This window comes from Acinetobacter sp. 251-1 (assembly GCF_030329305.1).
GTDB lineage: Bacteria > Pseudomonadota > Gammaproteobacteria > Pseudomonadales > Moraxellaceae > Acinetobacter > Acinetobacter piscicola_A.
Genome location: NZ_JACANS010000002.1, coordinates 1 through 25,975, shown reverse-complemented (window position 1 = coordinate 25,975; position 25,975 = coordinate 1). Strand labels below are relative to the sequence as shown.

Genomic DNA, 25,975 nt, shown 5'->3' with positions numbered 1-25,975 from the left:
ATTGAGCTATGTGTTGATAAGGTTTTGTGCATAAATCGAAATGTTCTCAAAAAACTAAGAAATACATTCAATTTACATACCAAAAAGATAGAAATAATAAAGATTTTTTGAACTAAAAAAGCTGCAAAAAATGCAGCCTTTTATCCATTTTCAAGCTCACTTCAGTGCTCGCCTGTTCTTTATCTAAAATACGGTTGGCAAATTATACCATATTGTTTATTTATTTTTTAAAAATCGCCAACCATACACCATAATTTGAAGATTACTTTGTTAACGCATATTATTATGGGGATTATTTTCTACCGTTAAAATAGTTTTATTGGCTTCTTGAATCAATTTAAGCATATTTTGCTCTTTACGCTTATTTGTATCGATATATGTCCAATATCCGACTGCAAAAATGGTCGTAATGAAAAATAATGCGGCAATCTTAAACATAAGCTTCTTAGTTATAGTGAATTTCATCTATTTTAACACCAAAATTGTGACAATGTTTGCATTTTTTAAAATTTTCTAAAGAATCTTGTTAGATCTACAAATCAATCTCAAAGCAATAAACTTTAAGCTACTGATCTGATTTCATCCAACATCTTCCTCTAGTTATAAAAGCGGTCTATGAAAAATATATTTACACGCGAATTATTCAAGATATAAAGTATAAAAACAAATCAGACAATAACAAAAAAAATCATTCAAACAATAATTTAGTTATACCAAAATAAAAAATTGTGCTAAAAACGGGACATTACATTTTAATTTTTCTTAATAAAATGGTGAATCTAGCAATTGCGAATAGCGATTTACCGAGATATACAAAAAATCAAACTTCAGAATGAAGATACACTTGCGGATATCGATGAATTGCATGATTAAAAATAGGATTTTCCCAAATATTGCGCATGGGTATTTTTACATCTAAAGCTAACGGTAATTTTTTGGGGTTAAATTGCATTTCACTTAAGTCTTTGCCCCATGCAATCAAATCAATATCTAAAGAAATTTGGTGTGAAGGTCTGACTCGCCCTGAGTCCTGTTCCATTTTTTTTAAAATCTTCTGTATTTCATCTAAAGATAAGGTACTTTTTAATAAACAAGCTGCATTCCAATATTCTGCACCAACACCATCACGACAAGGAATAACGTAAATATTGGAAAAGATCACCTCGCCCAAAGTTGAAATTTGAGCAAAAGTATTTTGAAAATAGTGCTTAGGTTGATGATTACTGGCGAGTGCTAGGGCGAAAATCATTTCGGTGGCGTTCAAGACGAATTCCTACAGAATTTGCTTGCGGGATAATGGCAGGCTTACGAACCACAATGATAATAGATTCGATTGCAGAAAAGGTAGTAAAAAGTGCATTCAACACTAATTTTGCGGCATGTTCGATTAATTTTGGGGCAGCCTCTTGAATAACATGCGCTGAAATTTCACAAATCTCTGCATAATTCAGCGTATCCACTAACTCATCTGACTCTGCTGCTTGTTGTAAAGATGTATGTATCGTCAAATCTAGCATCAAAGGTTGAATAATCTGTCGCTCCCAATTAAAACAGCCGACAACTGTATCAACTTTCAAACCTTCAATAATAATTGCATCCATGACACTCAAATTCTCTATTTCAATTTTAAAAAATATCTCCTTTAAAAAAGGAGATATTTAAGGGAATTTTCTAATAAAAAACTCCCTTATCACTTCCATTTTAAAAGAAGGAACACTCAATCACTGCTTCAATAAAGTTGCAGGATCTAGATGTTGTACCATTTGCAAACGTTGATCTGCATAAATATCAGTATATGGCGCAAGAACACGCATAAAACGATCAAAATACAACATTTGCTTAAATAATAAAGCAAAATCACGTGGGAAACGAATGCCATGGCGCTCACCGACTGCCACCATATCCAACATAATGTCATTGAGGTCAGACGGATTTGAGGTCATGATTTGCTGCGGATCTGCCAATAATACACCACTAAATAAACGCTCCAAATCATCGGCAAGCACTTTAGTGTCAATTTGTTGATCTGTCATGCCCATTTTCAGCATATTTTCAGCCATTAAAATATAGTCAGTACGTTGTAAAGCATCCATAAATGCCATACATGCTGTCCATACTTGTGGGTTTAACTGACCTACAATGCCAAAATCAATAAAACCTATACGACCATCTTCAAGTAACATCAGGTTACCTGCATGCAAATCGGCATGGAAACTTTCACACATCATTAAACTACCAAACCATGTATTCATTGCGGTAATTAATACTTGTGATGGGTCTTTTGCCACTTTTTTAACAACTTCAAAGTCAGTCAGTGGCACACCATATAAACGCTGCATGGTTAAGACACGGCGTGTTGAATATTGGTGATAAACTTTCGGTGCAGTTGCGGCCTGATTTTGTGAAACATTTAAATAATTCACAAAATCATCTAAGTTTTTGGCCTCTTCAATAAAATCAACCTCACGTACCATACGTGTTTTGATTTCATCCACAATGTCCGCCAATGAAGCAAATTTTACTTTAGGCACCGCTTTTTCAAGCAGTTTTGTTGCCCAATGCAGTACATTTAAATCGGTATAAAGAATGGTTTCTACACCTGGTTTTTGTACTTTAATAACAACATCTTCGCCACTGACCAGTTTTGCTGCGTGTACTTGGGCAATAGAGGCTGAAGCTAAAGGCTTTTCTTCAATAGAAGCAAAAATCTCAGTCAAATCACGACCCGCAAATTCTTCAGCTAACACAGTTTTCACATAGCTAAAAGGTAAATAAGGCGTTTGATCTAGACAGCCTTGAAACTCTTCCACATATTCACGTGGAAATAATGAAGGTGTACTCGCAACAAATTGTCCTAGTTTAATATAGGTTGAGCCTAAAGACTCGAAAGTCTCTCGCATCAATTTTGCATGACTTGGTTTTTCAGTGGCATATTTAATGCCCGCTTTTGCTGCAATCACTGCCGTTTCACCGACACGGGCAACGGAGCGCAGTCCATCTAAGAAAATTTTGTTTTTCATCATGTCTAAGTACAAGCAAAGAATAAGAATAATGGGATTGAGTTTAACAAATTAAATGACATTTGCAGTATGGCTTGCCTGACAGTTTGCACAATCTTGATCTTTTTCAAAGCTTAAAATTCGTTGTTTCATTGTTAAGCCATCCCAAAGTAAGAGTTTTTGTTTCAATGCCATCCGATTTAAACCTAAATATAAAAGTGCATGATGTGCTTGCAAACTTGCCATTACATTCGGTGTCGTTGCCAGAACACCTGTATCAGCACAACGTAAGCTTTCATTGGCATGTTGTTCTTTGGGAAATAGACATTCATAACATGCCGAATGCTCTGCCACCATAAACAATTGCCCTTGGAAACCAATCGCAGACGCACTAATCAAAGTAATATTATGTTGAGTACATATTTGATTGACCAAATAGCGAGTTTCAAAGTTATCACAACCATCTAATACTAAATCTTGAGCATGAATGAGTTGCTCAGCATTTTTTGATGTGAGTTTTTCTGTAATACTTTCAACCTGTATAAAAGGGTTAATTTGTTGCAGTCGTTTCGCCAAAATTTCGGCTTTATAAAAACCAATATCTTGCTGACTATACGCAATTTGTCGTTGTAAATTACTCATTTCTATTGTATCTGCATCAATCAGGGTAATTTTCCCTACACCTGCACGTGCAAGTAATTCAGCAGTGGTACAACCAATTCCGCCACATCCCACAATAAGCACATTGGCAAGTTTTAATTTTTCCTGCGCTTCAATATCCCAACCATCAAGCAGTATTTGACGTGAATAAAGATGCATTTCTGCATCACTGAGTTCCAAATCTAGCGCAAGTTCTGTTACCACTGGAATATCCTTTTCAGATGAATCTTGATCAGTTGAGGTATTATTATAGTTGATCTACTGTGATTAGGAGATTTAACTTTAAATACTTATTTCAACACTTGTTAAATTAAATTTAAATTATTGAAATTTGACAATATTTTTAAATAATGTAGAATAATTTCTTAAGCAGCCTAATTTATTCAAATCAGCTTCATTCGCTCAATGAATTTAGGTCATTTTTATCTTTTTATAAAAGGAGTAAATGGCAAATGTTTAAAGCGTTTAAACAATTATTTTGTAAACATCACTTCGTTCAATATGAGATGCAACATTTACATATTGCTGAATGTGTCAAATGTGGTGTGCAATTTCCGCATTAAATGGTCAACCTGTAAAAACCGTTTTACGACTTGAATCAAAGGGTAGATTCAGAAATCAAAGCACCCATTTCGGGTGCTTAGAGAAATTCTGAAACACTTAAACGGCTTGTTGCATCATCTGTAACTTTGCAATTTCTTGTTGTTTCAATAAATTACGCTGAATTTTTCCACTCGATGTTTTTGGTAAACGCTCTACAAACTCGATCTCACGTGGATATGAATGCTTAGATAAACGAGAACGCACATAATCTTGTAATTGAATGGCTAACGCAGCCGATGCCGCAACTTGAGGTTTTAAAACCACAAAGGCTTTGACAATTTCAGTACGCTCTACATCAGGTTTACCAATGACTGCTGACTCTAATACTTCTACACATTCTAAAAGTGTACTTTCAACATCAAAAGGACCTACACGATAGCCTGATGTTGTAATCACATCATCAGCACGACCCACAAAATCAATCCCACCTAATTCATTGAGTTTGACCGTATCGCCTGTTAAATAATAATGCCCAACAAATGATTTACGGTTATTACCGCCATAACCTTTAAACCATGTTAGGGGAGATTTTGAAAAGTCGATTGCCAATGTTCCAATCTCACCACGCTCGACTTCTTCATGATTTTGGTTAAGTACAGCAAAACGATGTCCAGGATTTGCAAAACCTGCTGAACCGATCTTGATTGGATGCTGCAAAGCATGATGATTACCAATCACCATTCCCAATTCAGTTTGCCCATACTGATCAAAAATATTGACCTTTAAATCTTGATTAAACCAATGAATCACTTCAGGTGTTAAGGGTTCACCTGCACTACTGACCACACGCAAATGCGTTTGAATTGAAGCATCAAATTTTTCTTTAAAGCCAAAGAACATACGAAAAGCGGTTGGTGAACCTGTTAAATTACTGACTTTGTATTTTTTGATTATTTCTAAGGCATTATCTACACTAAATGCACGTTCATCCATAATGATGCTATGCCCTAATGCCAATGGACCTGTAATACCATAATACAAACCATATGCCCAACCAGGGTCAGCTAAATTCCAAAACGAATCTTCTTCAGTTAATCCAACTGCATGCAACATATATTCTTTAAATGCCAAAACTGCCTTTAAAGGAACAGGAACAGATTTTGCCAAACCTGTCGTTCCTGAGGTAAACATCATTAAAAAATCATCATCAAAACCAAGTTGCACAGCTTCAAATGCTGCATCTTGTTGCCCCACTTCTTGCCAAAAATCTGGGTCAATTCTTTTCTCATGTTGATCTGTATAAACCGTTAAAATTTGTGCAACTTCAATATGATTTAATTTACTTCGTTGCTCTAAATTGGTCACAACCAATTGAGTATTGGCAGTATCAAGGCGATGCTCTATCGCTTTCGACTCAAAAGCAGTAAATAAAGGCTGATAAATTGCCCCCATTCGCCATGTTGCCAAAATAGTGATTAATAACTCAGGCGTACGCGGCAATAAACCTGCAATACAATCCCCAGTTTGAATCCCCACATGCTGAAAGTAATTGGCTAATTTTCCTGAAGCTTCCGCAAGTTGCTCAAACGTCCATTGTTCAGATCTACCATCTTTCGCTTGCCAAATCAGCGCAACTTTATCTGAGCCAACATAACGTTCACAGCATTCTATGTACGCATTCAGTGCTTGTGGTGTACCCACTAAACTTTTTGAAATCAATGCTTCATAATCAAAATCTTGATGCGCTTGCTCTAATGTCTTCATGACAATATCCTTTTAATCCTTGTACAAACATCATAATTTTTATGACATTTTTCGCATATTTTTATTTTGAAAGCTCATTCATTGAGCATTTCTAAAGATAGGAATAGATAATCATGAATATAAATATTGAACAATTTCCAAACACCGCAAAGATCATGCAGTTTTTGGATATTTAACAATAAACTCGATTTTATTATTTTTTACAAAAATGTGAGTTAATCAATTCTTCATCCATAAGCGATTACTCACATCAACCATAGGCTAAAACAGTCTGATTCAAATTTTAAAAATTTGGTCGATAATCAAAATTTTTCAACAAAATTGGATCTGAAAATGGACGTATTGCCTTTTTTGATAAGGTCAGTGTATTAATTAAATTGTTGGGAAAAACTTGAATTGTATTGTTAAATGCTTCAACATTTCGATTAAAAATCGTAATGGCTGCGCCCACATTTTCATTCTGCTCTTGAATCTCATCCATCATTTTTAGATAAATCTGATCTGCTTTGAGCTCAGGATAATTTTCGACCACGACATTTAAATTTTTTATCAAATCTTGACTGAGCTTTTCAATATGTTGCAATTGAGAAACATCTGTATGATTCAAATTGAGATTTAAAATTTGTTGACGTAATTCAGTGACTTTTTCTAAAGTCGATTTTTCAAACTCAGTATATTTTGTCAAAACTTGTTCTAGATTGCCTAAAATTTTGGCTTTTTGTACTTCAAAATTTGCCACTTCAGCCCAAGCTCGTTTGGTCGCATTAAAATAACGAACAATATTATTACGAATAGCAATTCCCCAAATAAACATAAGGACAAAAATTGCAATAAAAATAAACCAGCCCATATTGTTTTCCTTATTGATTATGAAATTAAGTTTAGCATGTGTTGCTGAAAGCGTTCATATTCAGCCATACGCAAAGTACGTAAATGTCCTCTTAATTGCGAAACATCTCGAATTTTTTCGATATTTTGACGATGTTGCAACAAATTTTGATCCCCCATATAGCACAGCATATCTTCTTCAAAATGAAATACAACTTCACCTGAATAATCTTGAAAAAAATCACTCAATTTTAAAGTCATCATTGGGCTAATATGACGTGCAAGTTGATTCTGATCATGTCCAAAGATGTTTAGATTTTCATTCACTAAAATATCACTGGTTGACCATTTTTGTGTATAGGGTTCAAAAAATGCGTGACGCTGATTACTTGCTGCAAAGCCCAAACGGGGTGTAGCAAATACAAAAGCGCCCCACTGATCTTTACGTATCCCTTGCGTTTTATTCTGATCTTTATTGAACTGACTCATTGGCAATTCATTGATGTAATAATAATGAAACAATAAGACTGGATATTTTTTATGTTCAAATTCCCATGTTGTAGCAATGTATTGAGTAATTTCATTTATCGCATTTCCTTTTGAAAATAAAGGAAAAGATTGCTTTAATTTACTCATAACCAAAAGCGAGTTGCTACTTTGCGGCAAAAAAGATGGTACACGATTGAACTGTAAATCATATTTTAACATCAACATGCGTTTTTCTAAAAACTGTATTACTTCTTCAATCGGTGAACGAGGTTCATAAATTAAATAAGCAAAAAATAAACACAACATAGCGACCAAGAAAGTCAAAGCAAAGGGAATATAAACATCAATCATCCAACCAAAAATCAGAATAAAAACACCTAAAACTATGAATAAATGGGCAATAAAATTGTGGAAATATAAATCTTTACACTCTCCCCACGGGTGTAAAGCATCTAAAATCTCTTGGGGATCGCGTGCTTTTTCACCAATATTCCATAAACGAGCAACATTACGCATCACCTGCTGATTTTTTTGCGTGGTTAAATGTAGCCAGGTTTCAACGGTCTTTATTGGCATAAATACTTTAAATTTAAATGATTAAAACAAGTGTTTAACAATATCACGATGCATGATCGCTTTAAAATAAAAAATAAAATCATCAATAAATGATCAATGCTTTTTTAAAATACACAAGCATAAAAAACCGAGCGAATAAATTCACTCGGTTTTTCCAAACTGCTTAACGTATTGCAAAGAATGCTTCCATAAAACAATGTCGGGGAAATATTAACCACAAAGCGATAACTTTTATTTAGCGAGAAATACCGACCTCATGCATGATTGCGGCTTTCTTGCGGTATTTCGCCATATACATAAAGCCTAAAAATACCAACCACACAGGAATCATTACCACGGCGATGCGCATATCTGGTGTAAAACTCATCACAATTAAGATAAAGAATACAAAAGCAATCGTGAGATAATTTGACCACGGTGCGAACAAACTGTTAAATGCAGTCTGCTCACCTGTACTTAACATCACTTTTCTAAATTTTAAATGTGTAATCGAAATCATTAACCAGTTAATCACTAATGCAGAGACCACCAACATCATTAAAAGCTCAAACGCTTTGCTTGGCATGATGTAATTGATCAAAACACAAAGTGCTGTCACAGCCGATGACAATAGAACAGCATTCACAGGAATGCCACGTTTATTTACTTTCTTAAGAAATTTAGGTGCATTCCCCTGTTCCGCCAAACCATGTAACATTCGTGTATTACAATAAATACAACTGTTATAAACTGAGATCGCGGCAATCAACACCACAAAATTTAAAACATTGGCCACGCCACCACTATTTAAAGATTGGAAAATTAATACAAATGGGCTGCCACCTTGTGCAACCTGATTCCATGGATATAGACAAAGTAAAATCCCAATTGCACCCACATAAAAAATCAGCACGCGGTATACAATTTGATTAACTGCTTTCGGAATGGTTTTCTGAGGATTTTTGGTTTCTGCCGCCGTGATTCCAATCAACTCAAGCCCACCAAAAGCAAACATAATCATTGCCATTGCCATGATAAAACCATGTGCACCATTGGGGAAAAAACCACCGAATTGCCAAAGATTACTCACGCTTGCCTGTGGACCTGCCTGTCCACTTAATAATAAATAAGCACCAAAACCAATCATGCTTAAAATCGCTATGATTTTAATCATTGAAAATAAAAATTCAGATTCACCAAAAAACTTCACATCAATGAGGTTAATCCCATTGATCAAAATAAAAAAGAACAGTGCTGTTAACCATGTTGGAATTTCGGGCCACCAAAAATGTATAAATGTACCAATCGCAGAAAGCTCTGCCATACTGACCAAAACATACAACACCCAATAATTCCAACCTGACATAAAGCCAGCCATTTTACCTAAATATTTATTGGCAAAATAACTAAAAGAACCACTGACAGGCTCATGTACGACCATTTCACCGAGTTGTCGCATGATCAAAAATGCGATCACACCCGCCAAAGCATAACCTAATAATACTGAAGGTCCTGCAAGCTTAATGGTTTGAGAAAGTCCAAGAAATAAACCTGTTCCGATTGCACCACCAAGTGCAATCAATTGAATATGACGATTGGAAAGCTCTTTTTTTAGCGTATTTTTTTCCTGAATTTCCATATTAACTCCTGTGTTGTCATATCCGTGACAACTTTTTTAGAAGAAATGATCTTTAACAGCTCATACCTTAAAGATCACAGTTTGATTAGCATCACATTTTAGAAATAACTTGAATTGGAAAATAAAAAAGAAGAGGAAATGTAGCGCTGCTACTACATTTCCTCTTTGCGTCAAAACGAAATCGCATCCTGACATTTCACATATGGTTCAGACATTTTTAGTTTTTGGTAAGCATGATCACCATAATCATAACGAGCTACAACATCGGCAAATTTTTGTAGGCTAAGTGGCGCATCCATCGCGGGGAGTTTTAATTCAATAAATGATAAATGCTGATGATCATTAATTTTTTCTAAGGCTTGCTCAAGCTCTAAGACTGTTTCCACGGTACATGTTTCATAGGTATTTTTCCCATTAAATACATGAACCATTTCGGTATATTTCCAGTTTTGAATGTCGTTATAAGCTGCCTTTTCTCCTAAGATCAAACGCTCAATGGTATAACCGCCATTATTAATGACAAAAATAATCGGCTTAAGATCATGTCGAATAATCGTTGAAAGTTCTTGCATGGTCAGTTGTATAGAACCATCACCAATAAACAAAACATGACGACGTTTTGGTGCTGCTTTCATTGCCCCTAATAATGCGGGTAAGGTATAACCAATCGAACCCCAGATTGGCTGAGCGATGTATTTTGCTGTTTTCGGCAATCTAATGCCTGATAGAGCAGAATTTGAAGTACCGACTTCACCAATGATTACATCATTTTCTTTTAAAAATGCACCCATATATTTCCACAAAATATCATGTGAAAGCTTTCGTGAAGCTTGAATGCTTTGTGGCACAAAAGGCGTTGCCTCTAATACAGGTTTGAGAACTTTTCGAGTCGGTAAAGCATGACAGAGTGCAGTCAATAATTCAGATAATTCAATTGCAGGAAAATTTTGACCAAAAATATTTAAATCATACTGCTTAATATCTACAAACGTTTTGGGGTTAATTTGATGGCTAAAATAACCAGAACCCACATCTGTAAATCGTGCACCAATTGCAATTAAACAATCTGAATTTTCAACCAATTGGCGGACGATTGGCTGACTTGCTACGCCCACATATACACCTGCGAACAATTGCGAGGATTCATCAACAATATTTTTCGCCGTACTTAAACACACATAAGGAATTGCATATTGGTTTGCTAATTTTTCCACAAGCTGCGTCACTTGGAAGATTTGCGCTTCATTATCAATCAAAAGCACTGGACTTTTTGCATGCACAATTGCATTCGCCAGTGTTTCAATTGCATTTTCAAGTAATTCAGGATCACTTTTTGGCATAACAAAATTTAAAGGCTGCTCTTCCACCTGTATTTTGACATGCGTAATGTCTGATGGAAGTTGGATGTGCACAGGTCTTTTTTCGATAAAACATTGTTGCAATACACGGTCTATTTCTTTGGCTGCATTTGCAGGCGTTAAACGTGTCTGCGCCACTGTAAACTCTCGCATACAGTTCATGATATTGTCATAATTACCATCAACCAAGGTATGGTGTAAAAGTGCACCATTTTTTACTGCATGCAAAGGTGGAATCCCGGAGATATGAACCACCGCAACATTTTCAGTATAAGCACCTGCAATCCCATTGATCGCACTTAAGTCTCCTACACCATATGTGGTTGCAAGCGCAGAAAAACCGTTGATTCGTGCATAACCATCAGCAGCATAAGCGGCATTGAGCTCGTTGCAATTACCAACAAAATCAAGCTGTTTCTCTTCTTCAATCTGCTCTAAATAAGATAAATTAAAATCACCAGGTACACCAAAAACATGTTTAATTCCAAGCTCTTGTAAACGTTTATTCAGGTACTTACCAATTTCTATTAACATATTCACTTTCCTTTACATTATTATTCCCTTTATAAAAATAATATTGCATTTTATTTTTATATTTCATGCATAATAGAAACAGATTTTTTGCAATATGCATGATCTGTGTATCATAAAAGGATTTTATGCAATGGATAAGTTTGATTGGCAAATCATACAAGCATTACAACGCAATGGACGTTTAACCAATCAAGAAATTGGCGACACGATTGGATTATCAGCTTCACAATGTTCTAGACGTCGACAGATCTTAGAACAAAAAGGCATTATTTTAGGTTATAGCGCCCGAATTCTTCCACAAGCACTCGGAATAAACGTTATGGCAATGGTTCATGTTAATTTAAGTACGCATGGTGCTGTATCAAAACAGGCTTTTCAAGATTTAATTGAATGTGAAGATCAAATTCAGGAGGCTTTTTCTTTAAGTGGAGATGCAGACTATATGCTCAAGGTTGTTGCTGAAAATTTGGAACAACTTTCACATTTTGTCACAGAGCGTTTGTTGTCTTGTGACTTTATTGGACACATAAAGTCTTACATTGTTTTAAAAAATTTTAAAGAACAGAATCAGATCATGATGAAATCTAAATTTACTTAATGAGAAATACACGATTTAATCAAACTTTTATTTTCAAATCAAAAAACCCAGTGCTAAAACTGGGTTTTTCTTTGATAAATACAATGATTAATCAATTGCAGGCGTATAACTACCATCCGCAATAGCATCTTTAATACGATCAGCTTCTGCAAGCACTAAAGCAAGTAAATTCTGTACGTTTTCTAAAGTTGCCACTGGACTTAAAGTGGTCATTTTCAATGATTGAACATTGCCCACTTTGGTCACACCAATATTGGCTTCACCACGTGCAAACAATTCATCTGCCACGTTTTGATTCAGAGAGTCCAATAATTCCACAGGATAACCTTCAGGAATCACACGGAACAACACAGACGCAAATTGTGGATCGACCAACATTTCTAGACCGTCTGTTGCATTGATATAATCCGCAACTTCACGTGTAAGTTTCACACCGTGATCGATCATTGAACCATAAAGCTCTTCACCCAAGTTCTCAATCGTCATCCACAATTTCAATGCATCAAAACGACGAGTTGTTTGTAATGATTTAGACACTAAGTTTGGAACACCATGCTCTTCATCATAAGCAGAGTTTAAATACTCAGCTTCGTAGTGCATGAAACGATAGTTCGCTTCATCTTTTAACAAGAATGCACCACATGAAATGCTTTGGAAATAATGCTTATGGAAATCCAATGTGATCGAATCAGACAATTCAATACCATCTAACATTGAACGGTAGTCATTTGAAAGAATCAACGCACCACCCCATGCCGCATCGATATGCATCCACGCGCCATATTTGGTAGTAATTTCACGAATTTGTTTCAGTGGATCAATGGCACCCGCATCGGTTGTGCCCGCAGTTGCCACCACACATGCCACGATTTTGCCTTCAGCTTGCAAATGCGCCATGGTTTTTTCCAGTGCATCCACATCCATCTGAGCATTTTCATTGACAGGAACTGTCACGACTGATTGGAAACCCATGCCCATCATTGCCATGTTCTTTTGCACAGAGAAATGCGCATTTTCAGAACAAATGACTTTGACATTACGCATTGCTTCATTTGGCACGCCATCGCGCTGAACCGACCACGGATTACCGTTTTCGTCTTTCCAGTTTTTTGCGATACACCAGTCACGAGCAAGTAGTACGCCCATCAAGTTAGATTGTGTACCACCAGAAGTGAACACGCCTGCTTGACCTGCACCATAACCCACTTTTTGACGTAACCAATCGATCAATTGAACTTCCATCAAAGAACCCGCAGGGCTTTGATCCCATGAGTCCATCGACTGGTTCGTTGCATTAATCAACACTTCAGCGATTTGACTTGTCACCATGGTTGGGCAATGCAAATGTGCTAAAGAATGTGGGTGATGTACTTTTAAGCTTTTGTTTAAGAATAACTCAACCATACGCTCAAGCGATTGGTGAAGACCTAAACCTTGTTTAGATGGGTTAAAAGAAATCGCTTGGCGAAGTTCTTTAATGCTACCACCTGTGTACATTTTGTCGTTTTGCAACCATGCTGCGACCGCTTTGGTCGCCTCACCCATTGCTGACTCATAGTCAGCAATAGATTGAGCATCATTGCAGAGTAACGCTTTACGATGTTCTGCAAAATCTACCATAAATTACGCGCCTCGAACTGCAACAAGCGCTTCTGCAACAGCTTTCTTAAAGCGTGCAATAGCTTCTTCACATTCTTCTTGAGTGATGATCAATGGGCAAAGCAGACGAATCACTGTGCCGCTACGACCACCTTTTTCAAGCAATAATTTATTGTTGAAACAAGCAGTTTGGATTGCAGCAGCCAATTGCGAATCTGCAGGAAGAGAACCCATGTGATCCGCTTGCTTACGTTCATCTACGATTTCAATACCGATCATTAAACCACGACCACGAACATTACCAATACATGGGAATTCTTGCGCTAATTTTTTCAATTCAGCTTGTAAGAAATCACCACGTTCTTGCGCATTTTGAGCAAGATTTTGTTCTTTAATTGTTTTAATGGTTGCAAGACCAGTACCCATAGCAAGTTGGTTACCACGGAAAGTACCCGTGTGACCTGCAGGTTGCCAAGCATCAAACTTACGTTTAATTCCTAATACAGCCAATGGTAGGCTACCACCCACTGCTTTCGACATCACAACGACATCAGGTTCGATACCCGCATGCTCAAAGGCAAACATTTTACCTGAACGCGCAAAGCCCGCTTGAACTTCGTCTAAAATCAATACGATGTTGTGACGCTCTGTCACTTCACGGATTTTTTGCAACCATTTTACAGGTGCAGTCACCACACCACCTTCACCTTGAATTGCTTCAAGAATTACAGCAGCTGGTTTAGTGACACCACTTTCTACATCTTCAATGAAGTTTTCGAAGTAATACGTTAAAGCATCTACACCTGCTTCACCGCCAATGCCTAATGGGCAACGGTATTCATGCGGATATGGCATAAATTGTACGCCTGGCATTAAGCCATTGACCGCATTTTTAGCAGATAAGTTACCTGTCATCGCCAATGCACCGTGGGTCATCCCGTGGTAACCACCAGAAAAACTGATGACTGTGCTACGACCTGTATAGGTTTTCGCTAATTTAATTGCTGCTTCTGTACCATCTGCACCAGATGGACCACAGAACTGTAAGCAATATTCTTCTTGACCACCTGGAAGCTGTTCAAGAAGTGCTTCAGTAAAAACATCTTTTAAAGGCGTTGTTAAATCTAAAGTATGCAGAGGAAGACCACTTGCTAAAGTGTCCTGAATACTTTTAATCACCGCAGGATGATTATGGCCTAAAGCCAATGTTCCTGCCCCAGCTAAACAATCGAGGTACTTTGTACCTTCAACATCGGTAACCCAACAACCATGTGCTTCCGCTATCGCTAACGGTAATTTACGTGGATAACTACGAACATTCGATTCCATCTGACTTTGGCGAGTCAAGTAGTATTCGTTTGTGGAAGTGGCAGCAGGATTTACAGAAGTAACGCTCATATCGAATTACCATCTCTGATATGGGTTGAAAGAAATAAGTCGGGTGACTTGCGGTCCTTTGACTCGGTGCTTTATAGAATCTAGTTAGAGCGATTTTGAATATTCATAACTAGGAGCGCGATAATACAGTTTTTTTCAAGAAAATAAATATCTTTTATGTACTTATCGCCTATTCGTTTATCGAAAAAAACGCTCATTAACATCTATACTATAATTATCATCATACTCTGTGACAAAGCAAAGAAAAGTCGATGATTTGCTCGTTTTTAATTTCTACAATATTTTAATCTATTTATTTTTTACAAAACACAAATAACACACTAATTTATATCATATTTTAATTTATTATTTGTTGCAAACTTGGTATAAATTATTACAAATGCACCACAAATTATGCAAAAGCTCTCCCTGACTTGTGCTTAATATCAAATAAAGAATTTCAATGAATACTTCTAAGGAAAAACTATGCGTTATTTAGCTTTAACCACTTTACTTTTAGGAACAACACTGAGTACCCTAACTATGGCAGCAGAAAATGACGCATTGAACTATAATGTTGTCAATGTACAAGCAGATGCAACCCGTCAAGTCTCTAATGATGAGATGCATGCTGTCTTATTTATTGAAAAAACCAACAAACAACCTGCTGAATTGTCTGCCCAAATCACACAGCTCATGAATCAAGCCATGAGCATTGCCAAAAAATATCCACAAGTTAAAGTTGAAACAGGCTCTCAAACCACTTACCCAGTCTATGACAATGACAACCAAAAATTAAAAGAATGGCGTGGTCGTGCCGAAGTTCAAATTGAAAGCAAAGACTTTAAAGCCGCGAGCCAGTTGATCAGCGAGTTACAACAAAGCTTCCAAACTCAATCAATTAATTTTACAGTATCTGATGAGCAACGAAAAAAAGTTGAAAATGAACTCATGGTTGAAGCCTCCAAAAACTTTCAGCAACGTGCACAAATTTTGACACAGGCATGGAATAAATCGGCATATAACTTGGTGAGCTTAAATATCAACACCAATAATTCTTATCCTCAGCCGCTCTATGCAGCGCGCGCTAGCATGGCAAAATTTGAAGCAGCCGATGCAGGTGGGCAAAACATGGCTTCTGGTGAATCTAAAATCACTGTCAACGCCAATGGATCTATCCAATTTAAATAAGTCTTCTTATTTTTGAAACACACATACCTTATAAAACAGTAGATCAAGCCATGGTTCTACTGTTTTTTATTCAATAATCGCAAAATACGTCTCAAATTTTGAGTTACATTGTTGGCTTTAGGTGAGCACTATATTTCATTTTAATGACAAGATGCTTACAGTAGCCTACCGTCGCTTTACTTGAACTTTCCTCTAATGTCGATTGAAAATTTAAATTTTGCTATATTTAATCTTTTAAATGCGCCCGAACATGCATCATCCTTTATGGTGCACTATGCGATTTTCATTGCTAATGATTTATTGTATTTAATGATTGTTGTATTTGCCATCCTGTGGTTTCGTGGCGATGAACAAGTCAAAAAACAAATTTTAAAAGCATTCATTTTTACTTGTGTGACGCTGTCAATGAGTCAGTTAATTTCACATTTTTTTTATTCTCCACGACCTTTTGTCATGGAAGTCGGTCAAACCCTCATTCAACATCAACCGACAGGTTCATTTCCAAGTAATCACATGACGATTTTTAGTAGTATCGCCTTTGCTTACTATTTTTCATCACAACGTGAATTGGGTAAATTGCTGATTTTGGTCGCGTGGTTAGTGGCATGGTCTCGTATTTATGTGGGTGTGCATTTTCCACTCGATATGATTGGTGCTTTTTTGTTGGCATTATTGGTCAATTTTTCTGGACTCATGTTATGGCACAAATATAAAGACTTGATTTTAAATCTGGTCTTATCAATTTATTATCGTATTTTTAGACCTTTCATTGATAAAGGGTATATAAAATAAGCATCGCCTTACACATTAGATCAACCAAGTCTCAAATCATGAGACTTGAGTAATTTTATGACTTTCATTGTAAATACTTCTAGCATAAACTCGCAACATCTCCTTTAAATATCAGCGCTGACCATGGAATATCAAACCCTTTTAATGGGTCTCGGCTTTTTCGCATTCTGTGGTGGGCTGATTGATGCAGCAGTAGGTGGTGGTGGTTTAGTCCAATTACCTGCCCTCATGCATGCTTTGCCAAAACACAGTTTAGCCACTGTTTTCGGTACCAATAAAATGATTGCAATGGCAGGTACATTGTCTTCTGCACTTGCTTACTTTAAGAAAGTAACTATCAATTGGAAGTTAATCTTACCGACCATGGTTGCTGCATTTATATTTTCTTTCTTTGGAGCAATGTCAGTTTCGCTCATTCCCAAAGAACTCATGCGTTATATCGTGTTCTTTTTGCTGATTGCAATTGCCATTTATACATTTGCCAAAAAAGATCTTGGCCAAGTTCATACCGTTTTACAAGCAGGGAAAAGGGAAATTGCGCTCGGCATTTTGTTTGGCGCATGTATTGGTTTTTATGATGGTATTTTTGGTCCCGGAACAGGCAGTTTTTTATTATTCTTATTTGTCAAAGTCTTTGCTTTTGACTTTTTAAATGCCTCTGCTTCGGCAAAACTCGTCAATGTTGCGACCAATGCAGCCGCAATGTTTTTCTTTATTCCAACAGGTCATGTGATTTGGCTCGCAGCCGTTGTCCTTGCTGTATGTAATATTTTGGGAGCTATTACAGGTACGGCGTTGGCAATGAAATATGGCAGTGGTTTCATTCGTATTTTCTTTTTGATTTTATTGGTCTTTTTAATTGGGCGAATGGGTTATGATCTATTCTCTTTGTCTTTATTTTAATGCTTTTTTCAATCTTCAATGCTCATACTGAGCACAGTCAATTTATCGTCTTAATCATCATGACAACACTCAAACTTATTCCCAATAAAAAAACCGCTCTAAAGCGGTTTTATTTCAAAATGAATGCTGATTATTTTTTAAATGGAAAAGCATATTTGACAATACGTCCAAGTACCTGACCATACTGTTTGAATAAGCTTGCATTGTTATAGTTCAAACCATATTTTTCACATACAGCCTGTACTTTCGGTGCCATTTTACGATAACGACGTGCAGGAATTTCAGGAAATAAATGATGCTCAATTTGATGGCTTAAATGACCCGTCAGAATATGGAATGCTTCTGAACCCGTTAAGTTCGAAGAACCACGAATTTGACGCATATACCAATGTCCACGGCTTTCATTTTGTAATACTGTTTTAGGAAAAACTTCTACATCTTTAGTGAAATGACCACAAAAGATAATACTAAATGTCCAAACGTTACGAATGCCATTTGCAACTAAATTGCCCGTGAACACAGGCAACGCCGCAGGTCCTGCAATTAAAGGAAAAAATACATAATCTTTAAAAAATTGCTTACCTATTTTTTTCTGCGTCGGTTTCCATTCTTCTTTAAATTGTGCCCAAGTTTTACGCTTATAAAAAACTTTACCAATTTCAAGATTTTGGATTGCAACACCCCATTGGAATAACAAACAAAATGGAATGCTGTATAAAGGCTGTAATAAATAGCCTGGTTTCCAACGCTGTTCAGGGAAAAGACGCAATAAACCATAACCAATATCATCATCCATACCTTTAATATTGGTATAGGTATGGTGTTTATAGTTATGGGTCTGACGCCAATTATCAGAAGTGCCGACAATATCCCACTCGTAATCAGTACCCTTAAAACGTGGATCATTCATCCAATCATATTGTCCATGCATGACATTATGACCTAGCTCCATGTTTTCCATGATTTTGGCAAAGCCAAGTAAACCTGTGCCTAACAACCATGCTGGTGGGAACCAACCCGCAAAAAGACACGCGCGCCCTAAAATACTGCTATAGCGAATCGCTGCATAAACCTTTTTAATGTATTTCGCATCTTTCTCGCCAATATCATCAAGAACTTCTTGCTTAATTGCATCAAGTTCACGGGCAAGTTCATCTAACTCAAACTGAGTTAACTCACGGTTTTTAGGATTGGTAAAATATTGAATTTTAACTGGCATATTCATGATAAAACTCGCTTAAATGTCGATAACTAAATCAGTTTGTGCAGTATTTACACAAATTCTAAGTAAATTGTTAGGTTCAGCGTTTTCTTGACCATTGACCATATTTTTGGTTGCACCTTGGGCTTTATTACATGCACACTTATTGCAAATTCCCATACGGCAGCCATGCTGTGGTTTAATGTTTTGTTGTTCTAAACTCACCAAAATAGACTGACCTTTTGGAATCGCCAGCACCTTATTCGACTGAGTTAAAGTCACATTTACAAAGCCTGTTTCATCAGAAATGATCGGCGTAAGGCTAAAGGCTTCACTTTTAAAATCATGTGCAGACTGAAATAAACTTTCCCCAGTGCGGACAAAACCTGATGGACCACAAGCATAAACTGTACTTTGTGTAAGGTCTTTCACCAAATGTAAATATTCAACATTTAAACGTGCATCTTTAGGCGTATCTTGTGTATAAAAAACATCAAATTTAAAGTTTGGATATTGTACTGCCCATTGTTCAAACTGCTGTTTAAATGCAACATCGGCATGTTTTTTTACCCAATACAGCAGATGTACGGTTTGCTCTTTATTTTTTTTGTTTTGAAGCAAATCCTTCACCAAGCTATACATTGGTGTAATGCCGCTTCCCGCAGCCAATAATACAAGTGGCTGGGTTGTGTTTGGCAGTTGCATTTCACCATAAGGCTGACCAAACTCAAGAATATCTCCGACTTTTGCTTGTTCATTCAACCACTGACTAACGATACCTTTTTCAACTTTTTTTACTGTTAATACAACATGTTGTTTATCAAGTTGAGTCAAACTGTAAGTACGCTCATAGCGACGACCATTGATTTCAATCGTGATGGGATGATGTTGCCCTGCTTGCCCATGTTTAAAATTACGATTTACTTGAATGGTCAAACTCACCATATCAACAGCGGTTTGTTCTTTTTGGACAATTTTTCCAAGTGCTTGTTGAATTGACCATAAAGGATTAATTTTTTGTAGCCAGAAGTTGCTTGCATGAGTGCCCAATACAACTTCAAATATTGAATTTATAGGAGATTTTTGCTTTTCAATAGCATGCATCAGAGGCGTACCACTCAATAGAATTTAAATTATTATACATATGTATATATATTTGTATATACACTTGTATTGTATCTAGACATTTCATTTATGTAATCGCAACGGCTATAATAGTTAAATAACTTAATTTACTTGATATTTATGAAGCAAAGCTCTGCACTCTCTGAAAATTCTATTTCCGTTCAAGACACAGATTCTGCTCTTGAAAAAGTATCTGTGCGTTCAGTAGGCAGAAAAGCAACCATTACTAAAGAAGAGCTTTTTCAAGCTGCATTAAATTTAATTAGCCCACAAAAAAGTATTTCTTCTTTAAGTTTAAGAGAAGTTGCACGTGAAGCAGGCATTGCACCCAATAGTTTTTATCGACACTTTAAAGATATTGATGAACTTGCAATTGAGTTAATTGACCGTGCAGGCGGTGTTTTACGTCAAATTTTGCATCAAGCACGTTTACAAGCAACTAAAAATGGCAGCATTATTCGAAGTTCTGTTGAAGTATTCATTGAACAATTAGATGCTGACGAAGGAAATTTAAGTCTATTATTACGTGAAGGTTATACAGGTTCAATCCAATATAAACATGCGGTAGATCAACAATTGGCTTTTTTTCAACAAGAGTTACAAGAAGATTTAATTCGCTTAGAAAAACTGAATCGGCATAAACTCATTCATCCTGAGCTTGTCGCTAAAGCCATTACACAATTGGTCTTTAACATGGGAGCAAAAGTATTGGATCTGCCAAATCATGAACGTAAAGAAGTAGCTGAACAAACGATGATTATGATTCGTATGCTGCTAGAAGGTGCGCGTCATATGAATGAAGCAACTATTCCTTAAATCTTAAAATTACCTATGCATAAAAGCTTATTATTTACTAAATAATAAGCTTTTATTTTGTACAACATGAATGACTTTAGTACGAGAGTTTACTTCAAGTTTTTGATCAATATTTTTGATATGAACATCCACTGTGTATTTCATAATCACAAGTTAATGATTCATTCAAATTCAATTCAATAGCAAATTAAAAGCAATCGCCCACATTATCAAAGCAATCATCATATCCAAAATTTTCCATGCTTGAGGTCTTTGAAAAATCGGTTGCAAAAATCTTGCACCAAACCCTAAGAAAAAGAAAAATATAAATGAAGCTGTCATTGCACCGAAAGCAAAATACATTTTGTTTGCTGCATACTGTGTAGAAATTGAACCCAACAAAATCACTGTATCTAAATAAACATGCGGATTTAACCATGTTAATGCAGCGCAAATGGCTAAAATCTTCCACACATTTTCTGCTTGAGTATCACTTGCAGATAAGCTTTGATTTTGCGTTACAGCAGCATAAAAATGTTGTGCACCATAAATAAATAAAAAAGCAGCACCAAAATATTTTGCGATGCTCAAAATTAGCGGATAATTTTGAATGACTTGGGCAAAACCTGTTACCCCTAGCGCAATTAAAATTGCATCAGAAGTGGCACAAAGTAAACATACCCAAAATACATATTGTCTTTTTAAACCTTGTTTGAGAACAAAGGCATTTTGTGCCCCAATAGCCACGATCAGACTCATACCAATCGCAAATCCATGAATAAATGATTGCATTTTAACTATACGATAACATCACTGAATGTCGTCATTATCTCGTTTTCCATTCAAAAATAAATTATTCTTAGAAAATCTCATCCAAACTAAATTTTTCTTAGCCAAATAAAGCCCAAATGAGCCATAAATATGTTACGAAGCAAACAAAGTGAAGCATTTTTAGCCATTGCTGAAACAGGAAGTTTTGAACTCGCTGCAATCCAACTCAATATCACAGCTTCAGCAGTCACATTACGGCTACAAACATTAGAAAAACAATTAGGACAAGTATTAATTTTACGAGAGCGTCCTTGCCGTGTCACACCAATGGGAAAAACGCTATTACAACATCTACAACATATTCGCTTAATGGAAAGTGACCTATTACAAAATTTTCAAGGTAAACATCCGGCATCTACTTTTTATAAATTAAAAATCGCAACCAATGCAGACTCTTTAGCCACATGGTTATTGGCTGCACTACAACAATCTGTACAACAACAGAACATTTTATTAGATTTAAAAATTGATGATCAAACTCAAACCCATCATTTACTCGAAGCAGGTTTGGTCAATGCCTGTATTTCTACCGAAAAAACAGCTATGCATGGTTGTCACACACATGCTTTAGGAAAAATGACCTATCGTATGGTGGCAAGTCAAGCTTTTTATCAACAATATTTTAAAAATGATATTTCACGTGAAATTTTAAAAAATACACCTGCTGTAATTTTCAATGAAAAAGACCAACTACATCAGCAAATTTTAACGCAACATTTTGGCTTAACTCAAACTATGTTTCCTTATCATAGTGTCCCATCTTCAACGGCTTTTGCAGAAGCAATTTTATTGAGCTTTGGTTATGGTCTACTGCCTGACTTTCAAATTGAGAATCGCGTTCAGAATGGTCAACTCATTGAAATAATGCCTTTTGCCCAAATACAGATCCCTTTATATTGGCATCATTGGAAGCGACAATCGCCTCAACTCGAAGCTTTGACACAGCATCTGATTCAACAGAGTAAATATCTATTTGAATCAGAATAATGTATATATTTAAAATTTTCGATTAAAGCTCAATATTCGATGTATCTTGAGCTGCAAATTTAGCTTTGAGTTGCTGATAATGATCAGTGTGTTGAAATTTTTGTAAAAACTCCACTGTTCCAAGCGGAAATTCAGCCTGTTTAATTTCACCCTGAAAGTATGCTTCCCTTAGTGGTGTTGCTGAAATTGACCCTTTCAAACTATCTAACTCAACCATTTTCCATTCAGGAAAAAGCTGTAAATAATAAGAAGATTCATCCTTAAAGTGACCAATTAAACCGACTCGGTCATCAGGCTTAACCACTTCATTGACCAAAGACTTCACTAATTTTACCCATTTCACATCATTATAAACATCAATAACATGCACAAAATGGATACGTTTTTGATTTTCAGCTGAAAAGTTAGAGAGAATCATATTTTCACGTTCTTCAGCACTAAAAGGATTTTTAATATTACGCTCATTTTGTGCCGAACCTAATGCCAAAATTATATTTTGACTTTGCGCTAATGCAATGTTTATAGTTTGCATATGTGCCAAATGAAAAGGCTGAAAACGACCTATATAAACCAGATAATCAAAACAATATTGCATCATAGTCCTCATTTTTATGAACTGACCAGTTTGCGTCTACACATAAAATATGCGACATAATGGCGTTATAAAAATCCAATGAATTTTAAAGCAAGGATAGTACGATGACCCTCAGTTGTATTCAACAGCCACATCCACATTTAAATGCAAATTTAGACAACGGCACACTCACTTTAGCGATTAATCGTCCTGAAGCAAAAAATGCACTTTATGGCGAGTTATATTTATGGATTGCGCAAGCATTGGATGAAGCCGATCATGATGATGCTGTACGCAATATCATTCTCCGCGGTCAAGACAATGACTTTACGGCTGGTAATGATATGCAAGACTTCTTGGCTTTTGCACAAAAGCCTCTAGATCGTAAAGCAGGTATGAATCCGCCATTTGTGTTATTAAAGTCGGCTGCTCGTTTTTCTAAACCATTGATTGTCGCTGTGCGCGGCGTAGCCATTGGAATTGGTGTCACTATTTTATTACATGCAGATTTGGTTTATAGCGACAATACAGCATTATTCCAAATGCCGTTTGTTAGTCTAGGTCTATCTCCTGAAGGTGCCGCAACACAGCTTTTGGTACAACAAGCAGGTTATCATAAAGCGGCTGAGCTTATTTTTACTGCACAAAAATTTAATGCAGAAAAAGCTTTCGCTACAGGCTTAGTCAACGAAATTGTAGAAGATGCTTATACACATGCTGAAGCACAAGCACGCCATTTATCTTCACTTCCATTGGCTTCATTAAAACAAAGTAAAGCCTTAATGAAACACAATTTACAACAAATCATTGAGTGTGTAGATCATGAAGCTGAAATATTTATGAGCCGTGTCAAATCACCTGAAATGGCAGAAGCTGTTTCAGCATTTATGCAAAAACGTAAACCCGATTTTTCTCAATTTAACTAATTGAGTATATGATGAGCCAAAGCCACTGAAGTCATAATATTCAGTGGCTTTTTCATTTTAAATGCTAATTTATTTTTCATCTTAGGCAAATCTTATGTCACAAGAAAATTCAACTAAACAACGTTATTATGAACCTGCTCCACAAGATATTGATGTTGATAACTTTAAGCTTGTTCTGCAAAGCCGCCGCTCTGTACGTAAATTTACAGAAAAGCAAATTCCAAACGACATTTTAGAGCAATGCTTAGATTTAGCTTTGCTTGCACCGAACTCTTCTAATTTACAGCCTTGGACATTTTATGTTGTGCAAAATCAAGCGAAGAAAACACAATTGGTCAAAGCTTGCTTAGGTCAATTGGCTGCAAAAACAGCTGCTGAACTGATTGTTTGTGTCGCACGTACCGATCGTGTCAATGAAATGTCAAAACGTAATATCAGTGAATTTCCATTTCCTGAAGTACCACCAGCGGTGCAAAAATATTACAAATATATTCCGTATAACTATAAAACGGGTTATTTCAATACTTTGGGTAATTTTAAAAAGGTGGCATTTAAAATTGCCCGTAGTATGAATAAGCAATTGCCTGTAACTGCTTTTAATCCTGCTGATGCCCAGCTTTGGGCCGCAAAAACCACTGCATTGGCTTGCGAAAATTTTGTCTTGGCTTTGCGCGCGTATGGTTTTGATAGTTGCATGATGGAAGGCTTTGATGAACCTATGCTACGTCAAATTTTAAATTTGAATGATCAACAATATCCCGTTATGGTGATTGCCGCGGGTGAACGTGCCAAAGATGGCGTATTCTTCCCACAGTATCGTTTTGATCGTGATTTATTTATTGAAAAGGTTTAAAAATAAAGTCCTCTCTCCCGTTGAGGGATGAGAAATACTGTTTCGTAAAGAGAGGATACTTTTGAACTGACTTATGTCAATTAATGTCAATTAATCTCAACCATCTGAATAAACTCAAAAGCAGGCTCTTCATAAGGATGGCTTGCTTTTAAAGCTTTTGCCACTTTTTTCGCTTTATCTTCAGGAACAATCGTTTCCACACGCCATTCAGGGATTTGCTCTAAAACATCCAACTCACCAATAAATGGATGTGCGCCTTGCACAGGTTTAAATTGCCCTGTGCCTAACACTTGCCATGCACAATGTTCATAATTTCCAATTCCACCTGCACCTGCTGCAAATATTGCTGTTTTTGTCGTCTCTAAATGTGACTCGGGAACATAATAAATTAATTTTAACATCTCAGTTTATTTCCAATAAAATAGCATAGGGTTTCAATTTTTTTGCAAATATAATACTCAAGCTATTTTAAATTCTAAAATACCCTAAACTCAACTTGAAGCCATATCCAAATAAATTTGTAAAATATAAAATAAACAACAAAAATTAATCCTAAAATATAGATTATTATTGAAGAAATATTGTTTTTATAATTTTTCAAACAACTGAATAAAGATGCAATACAAATGCTAGAAGCAATAATAAAAATTAAAATGAGTGAAAATACATACATGTTTTTTGTATAACGGATTTTATTGTATCTTTTAAAATTTGGATCTGCATTTTTAAAATAGATACGTGCTTCTTGTCCCTCACTAATCACCGTTGCTTTGCTGAGGCTTTGTTGCACAAACCTATCTGTAAAGGCTTTTTCAGCGATATAATTTTCAAATGAAGAAGCCTACACACAAAAT

At 36.1% G+C, this 25,975-nt stretch carries 26 protein-coding genes; 8 read left to right on the top strand and 18 right to left on the bottom strand.

The window, feature by feature from the left end; all coding sequences use genetic code 11:
- Positions 1 to 270: 270 nt before the first annotated feature.
- The 10 genes from HX129_RS01490 to HX129_RS01445 all read right to left on the bottom strand — a co-directional run bounded on the left by HX129_RS01490 (position 271) and on the right by HX129_RS01445 (position 11,369).
- Positions 271 to 438 (bottom strand): hypothetical protein, encoded by a 168-nt coding sequence (locus HX129_RS01490; RefSeq protein ID WP_165353033.1) that lies wholly within the window; start codon positions 436 to 438, stop codon positions 271 to 273.
- 382 nt (positions 439 to 820) lie between these two features.
- The gene (locus HX129_RS01485; protein ID WP_286433418.1) at positions 821 to 1,264 is read right to left on the bottom strand and encodes a 2-amino-4-hydroxy-6-hydroxymethyldihydropteridine diphosphokinase; all 444 of its coding nucleotides are present in this window, start codon (positions 1,262 to 1,264) and stop codon (positions 821 to 823) included.
- The gene (gene folB, locus HX129_RS01480) at positions 1,221 to 1,601 is read right to left on the bottom strand and encodes a dihydroneopterin aldolase (RefSeq protein ID WP_130072778.1); all 381 of its coding nucleotides are present in this window, start codon (positions 1,599 to 1,601) and stop codon (positions 1,221 to 1,223) included. Before folB ends, HX129_RS01485 begins: the two co-directional genes overlap by 44 nt.
- A gap of 120 nt (positions 1,602 to 1,721) precedes the next feature.
- On the bottom strand, positions 1,722 to 3,020 hold the full coding sequence (locus HX129_RS01475) for an ABC1 kinase family protein (protein WP_130073041.1): 1,299 nt from the start codon (positions 3,018 to 3,020) through the stop codon (positions 1,722 to 1,724).
- Between the two features lie 51 nt (positions 3,021 to 3,071).
- Positions 3,072 to 3,818 carry a HesA/MoeB/ThiF family protein gene (locus HX129_RS01470; protein WP_130073042.1) on the bottom strand — a complete coding sequence of 249 codons (747 nt, stop codon included), beginning with the start codon at positions 3,816 to 3,818 and terminating at the stop codon, positions 3,072 to 3,074.
- A gap of 501 nt (positions 3,819 to 4,319) precedes the next feature.
- Positions 4,320 to 5,966: an AMP-binding protein gene (locus tag HX129_RS01465; protein ID WP_286433420.1), complete on the bottom strand. Its 1,647-nt coding sequence runs from the start codon at positions 5,964 to 5,966 to the stop codon at positions 4,320 to 4,322.
- A gap of 283 nt (positions 5,967 to 6,249) precedes the next feature.
- Entirely contained in the window at positions 6,250 to 6,816 is a 567-nt protein-coding gene (locus HX129_RS01460; RefSeq protein ID WP_286433421.1) for a LemA family protein, read from the bottom strand.
- Positions 6,817 to 6,833: 17 nt separating this feature from the next.
- Positions 6,834 to 7,859, bottom strand: coding sequence for a hypothetical protein (locus HX129_RS01455; protein ID WP_286433422.1), 1,026 nt, complete (start codon positions 7,857 to 7,859; stop codon positions 6,834 to 6,836).
- A gap of 235 nt (positions 7,860 to 8,094) precedes the next feature.
- Positions 8,095 to 9,477 (bottom strand): amino acid permease, encoded by a 1,383-nt coding sequence (locus HX129_RS01450; RefSeq protein ID WP_286433423.1) that lies wholly within the window; start codon positions 9,475 to 9,477, stop codon positions 8,095 to 8,097.
- Positions 9,478 to 9,647: 170 nt separating this feature from the next.
- Positions 9,648 to 11,369: an alpha-keto acid decarboxylase family protein gene (locus HX129_RS01445; protein WP_286433424.1), complete on the bottom strand. Its 1,722-nt coding sequence runs from the start codon at positions 11,367 to 11,369 to the stop codon at positions 9,648 to 9,650.
- Positions 11,370 to 11,499: 130 nt separating this feature from the next.
- Here HX129_RS01445 and HX129_RS01440 point away from each other — a divergent pair, with 130 nt between their 5' ends.
- Positions 11,500 to 11,967: an Lrp/AsnC family transcriptional regulator gene (locus HX129_RS01440; protein WP_286433425.1), complete on the top strand. Its 468-nt coding sequence runs from the start codon at positions 11,500 to 11,502 to the stop codon at positions 11,965 to 11,967.
- An 87-nt stretch (positions 11,968 to 12,054) separates the two neighbouring features.
- Here the strand turns inward: HX129_RS01440 and HX129_RS01435 are convergent, their stop codons facing one another.
- Positions 12,055 to 13,587, bottom strand: coding sequence for a pyridoxal phosphate-dependent decarboxylase family protein (locus HX129_RS01435; RefSeq protein ID WP_286433426.1), 1,533 nt, complete (start codon positions 13,585 to 13,587; stop codon positions 12,055 to 12,057).
- Positions 13,588 to 13,590: 3 nt separating this feature from the next.
- Complete coding sequence (locus tag HX129_RS01430) at positions 13,591 to 14,964, bottom strand: diaminobutyrate--2-oxoglutarate transaminase (RefSeq protein ID WP_286433427.1); 1,374 nt, start codon at positions 14,962 to 14,964, stop codon at positions 13,591 to 13,593.
- Between the two features lie 465 nt (positions 14,965 to 15,429).
- Between HX129_RS01430 and HX129_RS01425 the strand changes: the two genes are divergently transcribed.
- From HX129_RS01425 to HX129_RS01415, 3 genes are all read left to right on the top strand, one after another.
- Positions 15,430 to 16,134, top strand: a complete 705-nt coding sequence (locus HX129_RS01425) for an SIMPL domain-containing protein (protein WP_174492977.1) — start codon at positions 15,430 to 15,432, stop codon at positions 16,132 to 16,134.
- Positions 16,135 to 16,329: 195 nt separating this feature from the next.
- Complete coding sequence (locus HX129_RS01420) at positions 16,330 to 16,926, top strand: phosphatase PAP2 family protein (RefSeq protein WP_174492978.1); 597 nt, start codon at positions 16,330 to 16,332, stop codon at positions 16,924 to 16,926.
- A 123-nt stretch (positions 16,927 to 17,049) separates the two neighbouring features.
- Positions 17,050 to 17,829, top strand: a complete 780-nt coding sequence (locus HX129_RS01415) for a sulfite exporter TauE/SafE family protein (RefSeq protein WP_174492979.1) — start codon at positions 17,050 to 17,052, stop codon at positions 17,827 to 17,829.
- A gap of 130 nt (positions 17,830 to 17,959) precedes the next feature.
- Here the strand turns inward: HX129_RS01415 and HX129_RS01410 are convergent, their stop codons facing one another.
- Together HX129_RS01410 and HX129_RS01405 are read right to left on the bottom strand one after the other, a co-directional pair.
- On the bottom strand, positions 17,960 to 19,054 hold the full coding sequence (locus HX129_RS01410) for a fatty acid desaturase family protein (protein ID WP_130072790.1): 1,095 nt from the start codon (positions 19,052 to 19,054) through the stop codon (positions 17,960 to 17,962).
- 12 nt (positions 19,055 to 19,066) lie between these two features.
- A complete protein-coding gene (locus HX129_RS01405) occupies positions 19,067 to 20,134 on the bottom strand; it encodes a ferredoxin reductase (protein WP_286433432.1) in 1,068 nt (355 codons plus the stop codon).
- Between the two features lie 141 nt (positions 20,135 to 20,275).
- On the opposite strand from HX129_RS01405, the gene fabR reads away from it, so the two are divergent.
- Positions 20,276 to 20,971, top strand: a complete 696-nt coding sequence (gene fabR / locus HX129_RS01400; protein WP_130072792.1) for an HTH-type transcriptional repressor FabR — start codon at positions 20,276 to 20,278, stop codon at positions 20,969 to 20,971.
- A gap of 30 nt (positions 20,972 to 21,001) precedes the next feature.
- Here fabR and HX129_RS01395 read toward each other — a convergent pair whose 3' ends face one another.
- Both HX129_RS01395 and HX129_RS01390 read right to left on the bottom strand, forming a co-directional pair.
- Positions 21,002 to 21,115 carry a LuxR C-terminal-related transcriptional regulator gene (locus tag HX129_RS01395; RefSeq protein WP_130072793.1) on the bottom strand — a complete coding sequence of 38 codons (114 nt, stop codon included), beginning with the start codon at positions 21,113 to 21,115 and terminating at the stop codon, positions 21,002 to 21,004.
- A gap of 27 nt (positions 21,116 to 21,142) precedes the next feature.
- Complete coding sequence (locus tag HX129_RS01390; protein WP_286433435.1) at positions 21,143 to 21,742, bottom strand: LysE/ArgO family amino acid transporter; 600 nt, start codon at positions 21,740 to 21,742, stop codon at positions 21,143 to 21,145.
- A 129-nt stretch (positions 21,743 to 21,871) separates the two neighbouring features.
- On the opposite strand from HX129_RS01390, the gene HX129_RS01385 reads away from it, so the two are divergent.
- Positions 21,872 to 22,768 carry a LysR family transcriptional regulator ArgP gene (locus HX129_RS01385; protein WP_286433437.1) on the top strand — a complete coding sequence of 299 codons (897 nt, stop codon included), beginning with the start codon at positions 21,872 to 21,874 and terminating at the stop codon, positions 22,766 to 22,768.
- A gap of 22 nt (positions 22,769 to 22,790) precedes the next feature.
- On the opposite strand, the gene HX129_RS01380 is transcribed toward HX129_RS01385, so the two are convergent.
- On the bottom strand, positions 22,791 to 23,363 hold the full coding sequence (locus HX129_RS01380; RefSeq protein WP_130073043.1) for a nicotinate-nicotinamide nucleotide adenylyltransferase: 573 nt from the start codon (positions 23,361 to 23,363) through the stop codon (positions 22,791 to 22,793).
- A gap of 104 nt (positions 23,364 to 23,467) precedes the next feature.
- On the opposite strand from HX129_RS01380, the gene HX129_RS01375 reads away from it, so the two are divergent.
- Together HX129_RS01375 and HX129_RS01370 are read left to right on the top strand one after the other, a co-directional pair.
- Complete coding sequence (locus HX129_RS01375) at positions 23,468 to 24,268, top strand: enoyl-CoA hydratase-related protein (protein ID WP_286433439.1); 801 nt, start codon at positions 23,468 to 23,470, stop codon at positions 24,266 to 24,268.
- A 94-nt stretch (positions 24,269 to 24,362) separates the two neighbouring features.
- Positions 24,363 to 25,121 carry a nitroreductase family protein gene (locus HX129_RS01370; protein ID WP_130072797.1) on the top strand — a complete coding sequence of 253 codons (759 nt, stop codon included), beginning with the start codon at positions 24,363 to 24,365 and terminating at the stop codon, positions 25,119 to 25,121.
- Positions 25,122 to 25,207: 86 nt separating this feature from the next.
- On the opposite strand, the gene HX129_RS01365 is transcribed toward HX129_RS01370, so the two are convergent.
- A complete protein-coding gene (locus HX129_RS01365; RefSeq protein ID WP_130072798.1) occupies positions 25,208 to 25,522 on the bottom strand; it encodes a YqfO family protein in 315 nt (104 codons plus the stop codon).
- Positions 25,523 to 25,975 lie beyond the last annotated feature (453 nt).